The following is a 15,308-nucleotide window of genomic DNA, read 5'->3' as shown; positions in this document are numbered from 1 at the left end:
GTCCCACTCCCACGCCACAGGGGCTTTGGCATACATCGTATATGCCCCCTGCAAAGATCCGTCCGGCACAATTCTCGCATCTCTCCCTTCTCTTACTGGGATAACGTAATCGATGTTATCCAGGGTTGCTGCTTCAAATGATTCGTTGTTTTTAATCACACGAATATCATCTATGAGCACGGCTCCTCCGTAGCGCATTCCCCAGCTTAATTGGTAGTCGTCATGGGTACCGGTTGTAAAGGTAACGACCTTGCTCCCAACTGTTCCTGCCGCTTCGTTCCATGTCAACCACCCTCGATCTTCAACAGGGGTTCCTTTCAAGCTTCGTACGAAAAAATCGAAGTAACCACCACTCCCCGGCTCACTGATCGTTTTATGTTTGAACGATACCGTATACGTCGTGTTGGGTTCCAACTTCAATTTTGACGGGTCTGAGGTTAGATACGTGTCCCACTCCCACGCCACAGGGGCTTTGGCATACATCGTATATGCCCCCTGCAAAGATCCGTCTGGCACAATTCTCGCATCTCTCCCTTCTCTTACCGGGATGACGTAATTACTATTTTCCATCATGTAATTCTCAAAGTTTTCAGAATCAAATCCAGATCTAAGCAGGCTTCTCTTTATTTTTTTAATTAAATTCCCGTTCTTATCGTAAATAAATTTATAAGAATTGTTTGCCGTTAATTGCCCATCCACGCTGTAATTGTATGTCTCCATTGCGGTGGCCAGATATGAATTCGTTATAATGATGTAAAGAAACAAACAAAGGGATTGAATAATTTTCTTATGCATCTCTCTCTCCTCAAAAGGACTCCATTATTTTCTAAACGGATATACTAAGTCACTCTGCTTGATTATAAACACTAATCCTATTTACCGTAATCAGACGTTCTACCGTGATTTCCTTTACATCAAATTTCCCTTTCTCTTTTATTTATGTGCGAATTTTTATTTGGGTATGATTAGTCGCATTTGTTTCATAAATATGCAATTTAGCTCATAAGATCCAATATAACAAATGAAACATGTCGTAAACTGTCGATTTATGTTGTCGAATTTTATTATTTTAAGTAAAAGGATAATTGCCCCAAACCTTAGATAAGGGACAACCCTATATGTTAATTTGTAATGTATTTAATAAACATAGTAAAGAAATTGGGCAAAGCGATGCAATTAAAATTTTACATGTTAATATTTATGTAATCTAAGTCTCAATCTAATTTATTCGTCAAGCTCATTCCAACTTTGTTATCATCATTACTCCTGTTTGTGCAGGTCAACTCTCACTTTAGCCGCCGCGGTCAACATATTCACGATTTTCATATTGTCCTTAGGGCGGCAAAGTGCATAAAAAGAAAACCACAATACGAGGGTTGGTCGCATTGCGGCAGAATAGATCTTATAATTTTTTGATTTTTTCTATCTCCAAATCCATTAGTGTTGCTTCGAAAGCCCCAGTTCTACTATGAGCTAAAAAATATACTTTTAACCAGTAGCCATTTTCTTCAATATATGTTCCCAAGACATATAATCAATCCGTTTATCCATATGCGCAATCGAAAAATCTCCATTTGATGCATGAATGAAGTTTCCCCCAACCATCTTTGCAGTCCAATTAGAACCATCCCAAGATTTATAGTTAACGATAGTGTCACTATGAAAACTACTGGATCCACCGACAGATGTATGATTTAAAATACTCCCTGATTCTCTATCCCCTACCAAACTACGAAATAAGAGATTTGGTAATTCTAGTCTTTGTAGTGGGTCGCGTGTTATGGTATGCATAGGCCAAGTCCGCGAACTGTCCGCCTTCGTAAGATACATTTTGCCAAAATCAACACCAGATTGATCCCTTTATTTCAGGAATTAAAATCAAAATAAGCATTAATCTTACCTTCTATAGCTGTAGCAACTGAAGATCATCGTTATTTTTTCTTGGGCATAGATGCCTCTAGGTATAAGATATTGAGTGGATATGATATAAATGTTATTATTGAGAAACGTCGTATAGCTATGCTACAACTGATGAGTTAAATTTTATCGCTTTAAATCGCACTGCTACTTTATTGATTTTGGTAAGCATTCTCAGTTTGATCCTGTTTGTATCTTTGGAACAATAATCTTTTTAACTAAATTACCATTTTGGTCATATTCATAACTAATACTATCGCCATTTGATAATCGCTTCGTTTTCAATTGACCTGTTTGATTATAAACATATTTTATTTGATAAGGATACACTTCAATTTCCTCCATGAACGACCATCCGTCACTACTCCCAACATCGAATTGCAACCGAATCGCAGTTGTATCAATACCTCCCGTTTCTAAACTTGTTACCTGACTCCCGTCATCAACGATAGGTGCTACGACATTAGTTAAGGTTTTGATATTTTGGTAAATCCCTGCGTTATCCTTATATTGCAGTGTCAATGAACCTATTGTCCGCAGGGGCAAAGTGAACGTTGGCATTACCGGCAGCCTCAGCTTGACTAAACCGATAGCTTGTGGATTTTCCCAATTTAATTCCACCCAATCCGGGTACACCCCTGGCGTTCCATCGTTCCAATAGCTTGTGTTCCTGCCATCTATTAAGCTGGCTATCGGGAATAATCCACTGGCATGCACGGATGATGCTGCGGCCGTTCCTGCAGACGCTATATTGGGACTAGAAAAAACTTGTATCTCTTCCATAAATGACCATCCATCACCATTCCCTGCATCAAACCGTACACGGATCGCTGTAGTAATCGTGTTTCCTGTTTCTACATAAATGAATTGACTCCCGTCATCGCTGGCAGGTGCTACGATATTAGTTAAGGTTTTGATATTTTGGTAAAACCCTGCGTTATCCTTGTATTGCAGTGTCAGTGAACCCATTGTCCGCAGGGGCAAAGTAAACGTTGGCATTACCGGTAGTCTTAACTTGACTAAACCGATAGCCTGAGTGCTTTCCCAAGTTATTTCCGCCCAATCGGGGTACACCCCTGGCGTTCCATCATTCCAATAGGTTGTGCTCTCTCCATCCGTTAAGCTCGCTATCGGGAATAATAATCCATTAGCATGCACCGATGATGCTGTGACATTTCCGAGAGAAGCTAGATTAGATTTGGCATAAGCCTGTATTTCCTCCATAAACGACCACCCATCACCATTCCCTACATCAAACCGTATACGGATTGCTGTCGTTTCTATATCTCCTGTCAAAATGTTGATTACTTGACTCCCATCATCGCTGGTAGGCGCTACTACACTAGTTAAAGTTTTGATATTCCGATAAATCCCTGCGTTATCCTTATATTGCAGTGTCAGTGAACCCATTGTCCGCAGGGGCAAAGTAAACGTTGGCATTACAGGAAGCCTCAGTTTGACTAAACCGATAGCTTGCGGACTTCCCCAATTTATTTCCGCCCAATCCGGGTACACCCCGGGCGTTCCATCGTTCCAATAACTTGTGCTTCCTCCATCTATTAAGCCCGCTATCGGGAATAAGCCGCTGGCATGCACCGATGATGCTGTAGCCGTCCCCGTCGCCGCCATATTGGGGCTGCCATAGGCTTCTATTTCCTCCATAAACGACCATCCATCACCATTCCCTGCATCAAATCGTATACGGATCGCTGTAGTAATCGTGCTCCCTGTTTCTATATTAATGACTTGACTCCCATCATCGCTGGCAGGCGCTACGACATTAGTTAAAGTTTTGATATTCCGGTAAACCCCCTTGTGATCTTTATATTGTAGTGTCAGTGAACCCATTGTCCGCAAGGGCAAAGTGAACGTTGGCATTACAGGAAGCCTCAGCTTGACTAAACCGACAGCTTGCGGACTTCCCCAATTTATTTCCGCCAAATCCGGGTACACCCCGGGCGTTCCATCATTCCAATAACTTGTGCTTCCTCCATCTATTAAGCCCGCTATCGGGAATAAGCCGCTGGCATGCACCGATGATGCTGTAGCCGTCCCCGTCGCCGCCATATTGGGGCTGCCATAGGCTTCTATTTCCTCCATAAACGACCATCCATCACCATTCCCTGCATCAAATCGTATACGGATCGCTGTAGTAATCGTGCTCCCTGTTTCTATATTAATGACTTGACTCCCATCATCGCTGGTAGGCGCTACTACACTAGTTAAAGTTTTGATATTCCGATAAATCCCTGCGTTATCCTTATATTGCAGTGTCAGTGAACCCATTGTCCGCAGGGGCAAAGTAAACGTTGGCATTACAGGAAGCCTCAGCTTGACTAAACCGATAGCTTGCGGGCTTCCCCAATTTATTTCCGCCCAATCCGGGTACACCCCGGGTGTACCATCATTCCAATAGCTTGAAGAGCTACCGTCATTCAAACTAGAGATCGGATATAACATACTAGGAAACACAGACGATGCCATAGCAGTGCCCATCGATGCTAAGTTTGGGTTTGTTGGTGCCGGGTTTGTAGCTGAAACCTCATTGAAAGTTAATAAAAATAACAAAAATGCACTTATTACTAAAGTCAAAACTCCCTTTTTACTTACTGATTGCATAAATTGACTCCTTCAACTTCTATTTTCTTGACATTGGTTCAAGTGCCCTTTACGACTTATGCTGCCTACCATGCCATGAGTGGCTTCTAGCGATCCAAGGAGCTTGCTGGCTTCCGCTATCAGGGTGGTGCAGTAACTGACCTGGGTACTGGCGTCTCAACGTACGGTACCATTCTTATTGAATAACCTTAAATAAAACAATAGGCAGTACAGCACTCGAATCCACCTGTCGCCCCCCAAACTCTGTCGTCTAACAACACACTTGTAGTTGCGTCCAATCATGGGTTCCTGATAGCGGGCTGACCCAGTGCTCCTCGATCACATCACCTCACTTCCTTGGTAAACCAATACGTTTTCGGTTCGCATCCATTTAAGGGAACAGAACATTTATTTTATCATTGCAGACCAAAATCCTTTATTCCAAGTTACATCATTTAATGTGTTACTATCATATGCGTTTGAAAAATCACCATTGGGTGCCAGACTGAACCCATCATCATTGTTAATAGAAGCAGTCCAACTACTTTGATCCCAAGATATGAAATTGATTAGTCTATCTGCATGTGAATTTGAAAAATCCCCATTAAGAGCATGAATAAAAGTATTTCCAACAATTTTTGCAGTCCAATTCGTACCATTCCATGATACATAGTTAATGATGACATCCGTATGAGCGTTGAAAAACTCTCCATTCAAAACGTGATTTATCATTGTGGCCACATTGGTCACAGACCATTTTCCCCATCCCAAGTTACATAGTCAATATTTTTACTTATATGTGTATTTGTGAAATCCCCATTAGGGGCATGAATGAAGTTTCCCCCAACCATCTTTACAGTCCAATTAGAACCATCCCAAGATTTATAGTTAACGATAGTATCACTGTGAAAACTACTGGAATCACCGCCAGATGTATGATTTAAAATACTCCCTGATTCTCTATCTCCGACCAAACTACGAAATGAAAGCAGCCTTTTAGTTTGATTACCGTTAGGATCGTACTGTACATCAGTTACATCACCGCTGGGTAATTTAATATAATCCAATCTTCCTTGTTTGTCGTATACATATCGATAACCATGCTCTTGTGAAACCTCGTTTTGACCGAAGACTTCCGTTGAAACTATCGAATTTGTATCCCAATCTAAAGGTACATAAGGCTCCAGGGGGCGACTAATCGCAGATTCAACCGAAGCTTGAGTATATTCGCTTGCTATTTTTGCTGACTGCTCTTCCACATTTCCAGCTATTAACATAGGAAGTATCAAGGCAAACAACATCATCATTATTGTTAATTTTCGAGTTTTTCTGCCTCTAAACATGTATTATTTATCCTCCTATTTACATAATTTCAGTTATTTGAATAAATTTCAGTACTTTAACAAGGTTCAACATATCCCTTCCTTTGATTCGCATATGGAGGGGCTTACTATCTGCCGCAGGCACGTAATGGTTGAATTTTCATGTTGTATAGTGCAGCAAAGTACAAAAGAATAAACACAATACGTTGCTTAATAATATTAAATGGCATAAAGCCAATCGATGTTTTTTTACTTTCCCTGTTATAAAGTCTCTTTTAGGTACGTGACATTATGCGCCGCGGTGCATACGAGTGCATATTTATGTTGTTAATGAACAGTGATAGGAATTGGCTGGTGAGAAGAAAAAACCACAATACAAGATGAACTGTAACCTCATTTATGGACAGTGTTGAAAAATGGTATTGAAGCCTTAAGCAGCTAGGAGATGACTTCTGAATTCATCAGGAGTCATCTTTTTTAGTGTCCACTGATAGCGTTCTGAATTGTAGTGGATCACATACTCATTGACCCGCAGCTCTTTAAGAGATTTACAGTCCTTGTAGTCAAGCTCGTCCTTCATATGACCAAAGAACGTCTCCATGGACGCATTATCCCAGCAGTTCCCTTTACGAGACATCGACTGCTTAAACCCAGCTTCGGCGATGAGGAGGCGGGTTTTCGGGTGCGTATAGTGCATACCCTGGTCAGAATGGAAGATGGCATCTGGATGAATATTTCCATCCAATCGTTTGAGTAGACGAGCCATTGTCCGTTCAACCAAGGATAGCTCCAACGTTGAAGATAGATAGTGTGCCAGAATCTGCTTCGTAGCACCGTCCTTCACACAAGAAAGATATGCCCACTGACCGCTACCATAGCGCATGTATGTGATGTCTGTAAGGAGGACCTTCTCGGGTTCTCCTTGATCAAACTGACGCTCTAGGAGATTAGGACATGTACGATGTTCTTGCGTCGCTTTAGCCATTTTGCGATAGGGATTGGTTTGACGGATCGTAGCTACTAACCCAAACTTGCGCATGATACGACGAATCTTTTTATGATTCATGACAATGCCATTCAATTTCTCCAGCCTCATTTTGATAACCAATGCGCCTGCTTTCCCGTTCAACGCTTCAAAATGCTCCCTAATAAGCTGAAAGTCGTATTGATCGGCTGTCTCTCGCAGTTGACGCGACTCCTCAGCACTACTCCAACGGTAATAGCCGCCTTCACTTACTTCGGCAATCTGACAGAGGTAACGTGTTAAACGTCGTAAATCATGCTTACGAATCGTTTGATGAATGAGCTGAAAGCGCTCGGAAGGCGTCAACTCCTTACTTTTTCGCCTTTCGAGCGCTTCTAGCTTTTTTAATAGCTCGTTCTCCGCTTCGAGGAGTTTAATCCGAGTTTCCGCTTGCTGCAGCTTCTCTTCCGCTGATGATTCCGTTTTTGATCGTCTACCTGTACTTCCAAGGCCTCGGCGCTCTTCTAACAGCCTCACCGTACTTAGCGTAGGTCTCTCTCCAGCGATAGAGGCTTTCTGTAGGTGTTCTCTGGCCAACGAGTTCGATACTAAAGCCTGCTTTCAAAAAAATCTCCATTGGCGGCTCTCCCGCCATGTTAGCTTGCACTGCTGCGAGTTTAAAGGCTGGAGCATACGAGATGTTTCTCCCCGATACGCGGCTTACGTTCGGATTGGATTCCAGTAGCCTGATCTCTGTTTCAGTAAATCCTGTTCTGATTTTCCTCATGATATTCATTCCCCATGTATTCTCGATAGTATGATTAAAGCACAAAAACCCGTAAGAGGTCACTTTTTTTCAAGTGTCCACCTTACGGGTTACAGTTCACTATTTATTTAAGCATTTGCAAGCAATTTCATTCTGTCATATGCGCTTGTTAGTTTGTAAGATTTTAATTGAGGTTTACTCCAGTATTTACAAATATTCTCTAATGGTGCGAACGTAAGACTATCCTTTCCGCCAATTCCTACTATTTTTATCGTTTGATTTATTTCATCCCAGTTCCAATTCCCACCCAAATTTATAACAATCATCTGCCCCAAACAAGCACTGCTACTGACCATTATATCCCAATCGATTTGCTCATCCTCCCTTTTACTACTCAACAATATCTCCTCTAACATTGTTATTGAATTTTTATCAGATAGATCTAAATTATGAATTGAAGCAAATTGGCTTGCTATAACTTCTGGAGCTAACCTGAGTTGCTCTTTTGCTTCTGCTGTTGGTCTCTGATCAGGAATACTCATAATATCAAGCCATGGAATACCATGTTGAAGAGCAATTTCTGTGAGTTTAAATAATATCTCTCGTAATGAATCTTGGTTTTGATACTGTAGCCAACCATGAGTGTTGTATTTCTCAAAATAATTTCCTTCTATCGCGGGTGATTTAGTGATAGATGTATTAAATTCGATCCTTATCGAGCTTTCGTAATGATTGCTTTTTTTGTAAATAATATACTGGTTAACAGTGCCAACTTGCTTTGAAAACCTCCAAGATGCATTGTCAATTTTTTCAAAATAATCAAATCCCTTCTGCTTTAATATTGGAGCGACTTCTTTTTGAAGAACCTTTGGTATTGAAATCATTTATCTTCACCCTTTTCATGGAATTGCTGGGGTTTGAGCTGGAGTTGGAATTTTTTTAGCCGCAACAGCCGCTATAACTCCAAGAACTATTTTTATAGCCTCCGAGGCTTCTTTTAAATCTTCCTTTGGATCTTTATTTGAGTTAACCTCATCATAGTATATCATGCCTGGATCTCTGTCATAGTAGGTCCTTAAAATAATTTCCATTTTGGGATTAAAAGGATGAGGCAACCTTGTCCCATTTGGATTCCATGTAGTTCCAGCCTTTACTGCGTCCGTTTCTAATTGACTTTTTAATCCATCGACATAATTTTTAAGTTGATTTTTACCCTCTTCATTTAAACTTTTGTTACTACGTTTATCACTACTTTTCAAATTTGAATAGGATGCAGGTTTTAATTCATACACTTCATATGCATCATCCGTTTGCAGCACCATGTCAGCTCTTCCCCACCCAGAAGAATTACTTTTGACTGGGACTTCCACCTCAGTAAATGCAATCTGACTGTCTGTTGTATTAAATATTGCCTTAAAATATTCTCCCACCATCAAATGGACAATTCTTCCAAATTCCGCACTGCCCATCTGCGGATTTTCTGATGATGACTTTCTTGTCCTATGCCCACTAGGATCAGTATACCTCAACGGATTATTCTGTACATACGTATACAGGTTCAAACTCAGCGGATTGTTCAAATCCCCTTCGACCGTATCCTGCGAGATAAACCGTCCAACCGTAGGGTCATAATACCTCGCCCTCAGGTAAATCAATCCGCTCTCGTCATCTTGCGGCTCACCTGTGTAGCGGTACGGATTGTTCATCCCCTCCGTCTTGCTCAGCACATTGCCCCAGATGTCGTAATCGTACGTATTAATATTGTTCCCCGCGGCATCCTTAATCGCTACGACGTCGCCATGACCGTTGTAGAAGTAATACCCTGACTTCGCAGTGGTGTTATCCTGTCTCCATAAAAGCTCGTTACCCCAAATGTTTCGGGCCTTCACATTGCCACTCGCATCCAATTCCTCAATCACTTTGCCATTAAGGTACACATACCGCGTCAGGTTCCCATTCACGTTCTTCGTAGCTCGCAGCCCATCCCCATAATAACTGTACGATGCCGTCGTTCCCGCATTGTTCGTAAAGGATTTCAGTTCATTGACCGCGTTGTAGGTGAAGTCCTGCGTTTCTTCAGCTGTGCCCGGTGCATTCGATGTTTCCATCGTCAGCCGGTTGCCTTTATCATCATACGTGTACTTGTTCGTTCCACTCGCTACCGTTTCCTGCCGAATCCGGTTTAAACCGTCATATTCAAATCCCGAGTTGGCTCCATTTCGCGTCAACTTCTTGATATTTCCAAAACCGTCATACTCAAACGTTTCGTTCCATGTCGGGTTTCCCCCCTGCGTTTGCTTCTGTGAAACTAATTCCTTAAACCCATCCGTCTTTTTCTCCTGACTCAGACCTGATGGGTACGAGAGATTGTACGTATTCACATTCGATTGTACGGTATAGGAGGGCACCACCTTTCCCATTCCCGCATAGTCCACGCTATTTATCCGGTTTAATTTGTCATAACCATACGTGACCTTTTGTTGATCCGGGTAGGTCAGAGTCTCCAGTCGGTCCTTGCCATCGTAGGCCAGCTGATACGGTCTCCCTGCTATGGTTTGCTGGTCCATTCGTTTCCAGGCATCGTAATGGTAATTCAGGGACTCCCCTTCGATGCTCGTAATACTTGTGAGCAGTCGGGTCGTACCGTCGTATCCGTTTTGTTTCCAATAGATTTCGGTTCCCGACGGGTTGTTGATGGAGGTTCGAGACGGTTCGTTGTAATCGGTATACGTGTAGGTATATGTTTGTCCCGCTTTATCCACGTACGTTTCGGCCAGCCCCGTTTTCTTGTACCGATAGCTTTCCTTGCCGCCTCCCGCATTCGTTTTGCTTAGTAGCCAGCCCAATTCGTTATACGTTTGCTGTTTTTGCACACTGCCATTGATACTGGACTTCGTCAGTTTTCCCAAGCGGTTATATTGGTACATAAATTCTTGGTTCAACTGATCTTTGAGATAGATTAGGTTCCCTATCGCATCATACCCATATCTTGTCGTCTGGGTTTCTCCTTGCCCCGTCACTTGTTGTTGCGCGACTTTCCCAAGCGGTGTGTACGTCAATTGGGTACTGCGGGTTTTCGTAGGCGTGTTTTCGACAGACTTGAGCGTACGTCCTCCCCGATCTTGATAGCTCCAACTCTCTTTGTCGTCCGGTTCGACGACCTTGACTGTCGCTTGCGGGTACTGGCTGGTTCCGTTAGCCGCAGTGGACGTATTGGCGTAGTAGTACTTCGTTTGGTTCCCTTCAGCATCCGTCGTGGTTTGAAGCGCACCATTGGCTCCATACGTGTACTGGGTTTTGCTCGTGGCGTCCCCATACGGATGGGTTTCTTTGATTAAGTGCCCAGTACTGTCCATCACATTGGACAGTACTAATTTCGGGGCACTGCCCGTCGGCTGACGCCACTGCTTCTCTACTTGTCCAAACGGTGTATATTGGGTGATCCCTTGTTCCCCGTCGGGTAGCGTCTTAGTGATTTTCCGCTGCCCATCGTCATAAGCAAACGTGGTCATTCGGGTGGCACTCGGATTTTGAGCCGGCACTGCGGTAGACGTTGTCAGGCGACCCATATGGTCGTAAGTGTACTTCGCCTTACTGCCATCGGCATAGGTCCGTTCCTTCAACTGGTCATATCGGTCATATTCTGATGTAACCTTGATCTCACTTGCCGCCGCTCCTTCGGACAATGCCGCATTTATCTTTTCCGACGTCACATGCAGACCTGGGCCATCGTATTCCAACACACTGACCGTCGCGGCTGGCAGTTCGGTGTACTGGTCCCCGGTGCTGTTCACCTCAATCCGGGTCGGTACTTTTTTGTTGTCATCATAAGCCGTATATTCCGTTACGATGGTATCGGTTTTCGTCTCCCCTGCATTCGTTGGGTTTTTGTAGGTCCCTTTGTTGGTTTGCTTGTGCAGCACGTAATAAGGCGCATAGCAGTAAGTATCGTAACAATCATATCTGTAGGTCTTTGACAAGTAAGTCCATGTATTTACTTGCATAGTGGCACCGTCTGCGGCCGTTTGCTTCTCATAGCTCAGCCGTGAGTTCGGGTTGGTGTACTCTCGTTCGGTCCGGTTACCGTAAGGATCGGTTTCGGACGTAATCTGCCCCCAGCTGTTATACGCCCGTGTAACTACCGTAGCGTAATTGGCCACGCTAGCCGGCACGCTGCTACCGCTCCCATTTCGCAGTTCCTGTAACACAGTGGTCGGCTTACTATCCGACGTCCCCGCATCCACCCAGTGAAGGATGGTACTGGGCTGCGACTTGCCCGATTCATATCGATACGAGGTGACATCCTTACCCGTCCAGCTGACCCGATTTACGTTATCCGTGACATCCAACGTCTGCACTGGTGAACTGCTGCTTGTTTCGGATAACAACACACTGCCGGCGATCCCACTGATTCCATATCCATACGTCACGTCACTCGTATAATCGTCAAAAGCGGTTTGAATCCGCGTCGACGGCTTATCTCCCGCCCGGTAACTGCTGCTCTGGCTCAAGTGAAAGTTACCCGATGGTCGGTTTGTTTTGGGCTCCAGCCATTGCTCCTGCGCCTGATTGATATTCCCGCTAATCGTCTGGAGCAGCGTTTTCGTCGCCCCATTGCTGTCAGGGTAGGTATAGTAAACCTTCTGCACCGGATGGTAGCTCGTGTACGTGATCGCAAACGGATCAGCGTACAGCCTCACGGTTCCCCGCTTGCGCATCCGTTCCTCATAAGTGCCATACTGTTTCCAATTCGCATCATACGCCTGGTATTGGTAGGTTATGGTCAGATTGGTCTCATTTTTCGCGGTATGGAGCAGCAGATACTGGATTGTTTGTGCCGTTGCCAGGTCCTGCGCATGCACCATTGACGATTCGGCGGGTTGTCCATCGGTTCCCATCTCATTCAGCACCGCTTCCCCGCTACCGCTCACCGCATAAGTGTAGTTGGTATCCATATTCGCGTCTGCGGTTTGCAAAGCATAATACGTATACGCAGCCAACGTTTTCTGGGTAATTTCGTCGAATACGCTTGTCAACCTCACATAAGCCGGTTCCTCATACGAAGGCTCCACATGCAAGGCCTCCATCTCGCGATTGTACAGGATCGAGTGGGTCGTATTCCCATTCATATCTTTTGCAATCACTTGGGAAATGCCGGTGCTGTCTTGAACAATTCTCACTGTCCGACCGACGGAATCTGTAATATTAAGGGCCCCAGATACTTTCTTCGTACCCCAAAATTCATCCCGGTTGTATGTGATCGTGTCGCCGAACTGATTGGTTTTACTTTGGATTCCCGTCCATTTCGGATTATTCGTCCAACGGAATTGGTACGTAATCTGTTCATCCACGGTGAGCCTGTAGTATTCATTGTTGTGCCCGCTATCGTATAGGGTCAGAACTACATTTTCGTAAGGATAGTTATTGGGCTTCAAGTTATTATGCCCTTGGAGAAACTCATCATAATTAAACTGGTAGGTTTTCCCATCCTCCAAGCTAATAGAAACCTCATTTTTATTTCCAGCATAATAACGATGCTCTGCTGCAGCATGCTCGACTTTCATGATACCGTTTGGTGCTGTCACATTAATGGTAGGTAGGTTGAGTGACCACCCTGTCGCGATCATATTGTCCCGCAGACCAATATCCAGTCGGTCCGGTCGAGCTGAATAAGGTTGCAGTCCGGGTGGCCAACCGAAATAGGGATATGGTGACAGGTACGTGACTTTGGAGGATAACGAATTGTAGCTTCGCGTCAAATTGAAGTCCAAGCCGTGCTTACCCGGCAAATACAAATCCACCGCTTGCTGCGCCGCGGTCCGGTGCAGTTTGTCGATCGCGCCGTCGAGGTCCGCACTGTACGGCTTCGGATCGATCGGATCTCGGTAATACGTTTCATCTGGATTCGCTGCAGCGGCCTTCATAGCGTAGGTCGAGTCGGCCACGGTTACGGGCGCAGTCGGAACTGGGTTCAATTTTTGGCTAAGGATCGGCGTCCAGGTATGGATCAACAGCTGCTTCTCAGCTGGGAAACGAGCGGCTTTCTGCAGGATAGACGCATCCGTTTCTGTCAGCAGTTGCGTAATTTGTGCTTTGGTTAAGAGGGAAAACAAGTCCGGGTAGTAAAAGGCGGCGGCATACCGCATCTCCGGTGTGTATTGCTGCTCGATAGTGGTCAATTCCGCTTTCGTGAACACACCAACGGTCTCGATGGCAGATCCGGTCGGGTTCGGTGTAACTATCGATGGACCCGACAAAACAGCACTTGCATTCACGAGTCCTTTCCCAAAGATGGCCGCATCTCCAAGTGGCATTGCATTATCCGTCAGTGCTTGTCGAAGCTGCTGCGGGGAGTCCAGTGGATGCTTCTGTTTGAGTAACGCGGCCACACCGGCCGCATGGGCGACCGCTGCGGATGTGCCACTCATGCTCGTATAGGCGCTGCCAAGCGATAAGCCCTGAATGTCCACACCGGGGGCGACCACAGAGACTTCTGGTCCTACATTGGAAAACGACGCTCGTTGGTTCTGGGCATTGACCGCGCCAACGGCCATAACCGCGGCATATTTGGCTGGATACGAGACACCGACTTTGCCGTCATTGCCTGTAGCCGCCAAAAGCAGAATGCCCTGATCGTTTGCCAACTGCACAGCTTCTTCCAGCGCTGCGGAGTAGGCGCTGCCGGCCAAACTCATCACGATGATATCCATCTTCTGATCGATCGCCCACTCTAAGCCCTGAATAACCTGAGAGTACGTTCCTGCTCCCTGCTTGTCTAACACTTTGACGGCATACAGGCTAGCTCCAGGTGCTACACCCAGCAGACCTTTGTCGTCTTGGATGGCCGAGAGAATACCGCCAACGAACGTTCCATGTCCGTTCTGATCGTCAAACCCTGGCTCTCCAGGGACGAACGATACCCCACCGGCTACACGCAGCTCTGGACTGGTCGTACTAATCCCGGTATCCAGAACGGCGATCTTGACACCAGCGCCCGTGGCGCCCTGTGCTTGTGCTTCAGGAGCATGAATTTGCAACAGGTTAAATGAAACTTGATCCGCTGCTTTGTAGATAGATTGATCCGGTTCGATATAGGCGATCGAGCTGTCCTTGCGGAGGTCTTCTACTTCACGCTCAGACAAGGTTGCCGTCACATGAAAGGACAGCTTTCCGAAGCGCTTGTCCACTTTGGCGTTTGCACGAGCGAGCCCAGCTTTGCCCGGAGCACTGTTTTTGTATTTGATGATATAGCTGCGAGGTGTAGAGGGATTTCCATACACACTGTCGGTGACAGCTCCACCAGAGGTTGTAAGGGTTTGGGTTGTTGAAGCACCGAACGCCGTCGGCATAGAGGTAAATAACATTGTCAATACAAGAATAATGGATAGAAGTGATCGAAACATAAAAGCCTCCCATGTTATCTGTAGTTAATCTGGTTTATATGTTCGTTTTCTTATTAGGTTACCATTGCTGTCATATTCGTAATTAATTTTCACATTTGCCTTGATATTTTCTGACACTAGCTGATTAGAATTAGTGTATGAGTAGCTGTGCATTCGTACAATTTGAATGTCATCGATCGACAAGCCACCACCATGGTTCATTCCCCACATTAATCTGTAGTTGGTTTTTGATCCTGTCGTGAAGGTGACTATCTTGCTTCCCACTGTACCTGCGAGATCCGTCCAAATCGTCCTTCCAATATCTTCACTTTCATCCTCACTTCGCGCTAAAAAGTAGT

8 protein-coding genes are annotated in these 15,308 nt (G+C 44.8%); all 8 read right to left on the bottom strand.

From position 1 onward, the window contains the following. The coding region (locus OB236_RS23595) for a hypothetical protein (protein ID WP_262686183.1) at positions 1 to 795 on the bottom strand (795 nt) is incomplete at its 3' end. 1,296 nt (positions 796 to 2,091) lie between these two features. Then, positions 2,092 to 4,536, bottom strand: coding sequence for an RHS repeat domain-containing protein (locus OB236_RS23590; protein WP_262686182.1), 2,445 nt, complete (start codon positions 4,534 to 4,536; stop codon positions 2,092 to 2,094). Between the two features lie 387 nt (positions 4,537 to 4,923). Further along, positions 4,924 to 5,265: a DUF4751 family protein gene (locus OB236_RS23585; protein ID WP_262686179.1), complete on the bottom strand. Its 342-nt coding sequence runs from the start codon at positions 5,263 to 5,265 to the stop codon at positions 4,924 to 4,926. After that, positions 5,262 to 5,858 (bottom strand): hypothetical protein, encoded by a 597-nt coding sequence (locus tag OB236_RS23580; RefSeq protein ID WP_262686178.1) that lies wholly within the window; start codon positions 5,856 to 5,858, stop codon positions 5,262 to 5,264. The genes OB236_RS23585 and OB236_RS23580 overlap by 4 nt, the downstream gene beginning before the upstream one ends. A gap of 409 nt (positions 5,859 to 6,267) precedes the next feature. Continuing rightward, positions 6,268 to 7,398, bottom strand: coding sequence for an IS3 family transposase (locus tag OB236_RS23575; protein ID WP_262686177.1), 1,131 nt, complete (start codon positions 7,396 to 7,398; stop codon positions 6,268 to 6,270). Positions 7,399 to 7,695: 297 nt separating this feature from the next. Next, complete coding sequence (locus OB236_RS23570) at positions 7,696 to 8,451, bottom strand: hypothetical protein (protein WP_262686176.1); 756 nt, start codon at positions 8,449 to 8,451, stop codon at positions 7,696 to 7,698. 15 nt (positions 8,452 to 8,466) lie between these two features. Beyond that, positions 8,467 to 14,970, bottom strand: coding sequence for a S8 family serine peptidase (locus OB236_RS23565; RefSeq protein WP_262686175.1), 6,504 nt, complete (start codon positions 14,968 to 14,970; stop codon positions 8,467 to 8,469). 24 nt (positions 14,971 to 14,994) lie between these two features. After that, positions 14,995 to 15,308, bottom strand: a 314-nt coding sequence (locus OB236_RS23560; protein WP_262686174.1) for a hypothetical protein, incomplete at its 5' end; no start/stop codon positions are given.

The sequence above is a fragment of the Paenibacillus baimaensis genome, from assembly GCF_025567575.1.
This window is presented reverse-complemented; position numbering and strand designations above follow the sequence as displayed.

Excerpts from the sequence above, each read along its gene's own strand:
- OB236_RS23590 (WP_262686182.1), bottom strand. The coding sequence starts at position 4,536 with ATGCAATCAGTAAGTAAAAAGGGAGTTTTGACTTTAGTAATAAGTGCA.
- OB236_RS23580 (WP_262686178.1), bottom strand. The coding sequence starts at position 5,858 with ATGTTTAGAGGCAGAAAAACTCGAAAATTAACAATAATGATGATGTTG.
- OB236_RS23570 (WP_262686176.1), bottom strand. The coding sequence starts at position 8,451 with ATGATTTCAATACCAAAGGTTCTTCAAAAAGAAGTCGCTCCAATATTA.
- OB236_RS23565 (WP_262686175.1), bottom strand. The coding sequence starts at position 14,970 with ATGTTTCGATCACTTCTATCCATTATTCTTGTATTGACAATGTTATTT.